The sequence below is a fragment of the Paraburkholderia sp. EG304 genome (assembly GCF_046543485.1).
Taxonomy (GTDB): domain Bacteria; phylum Pseudomonadota; class Gammaproteobacteria; order Burkholderiales; family Burkholderiaceae; genus Paraburkholderia; species Paraburkholderia youngii.
In genome coordinates this window covers 1-252 of sequence record NZ_JBKGUA010000492.1, presented here as the reverse complement: position 1 = coordinate 252, position 252 = coordinate 1, and the positions used below count along the sequence as shown (strand labels likewise).

Here is a 252-nt window from a genome sequence, read left to right as displayed (position 1 = left end):
CTGAAATTTCGCCTTCCAGCAGGTCGGGTATAAACTCGACCGAAAGGAAGGAAAGAAGAAATGTTTAAGGTACCGCACCAGGTGTACACGGCGGAGTTCAAGGAAGCTGCAGTGCAACGAGTCAGGGACGGGCAAGGCGTGAGCGCCGTGGCCGGCGAATTGGGTATGTCGATACAGACGCTGCGCAACTGGCTCAAAGCGTCGGAAGCCGGCAAGCTGAACGGCCCGGGGGCGAAGGTCGTCACGGCGGAA

1 protein-coding gene is annotated in these 252 nt (G+C 58.7%); it reads left to right on the top strand.

What is annotated here, in order from left to right:
* Nucleotides 1-60: 60 nt before the first annotated feature.
* Nucleotides 61-252 (top strand): transposase (locus ACLFKU_RS44875; protein WP_410853535.1); only part of this gene is annotated, 192 nt, incomplete at its 3' end.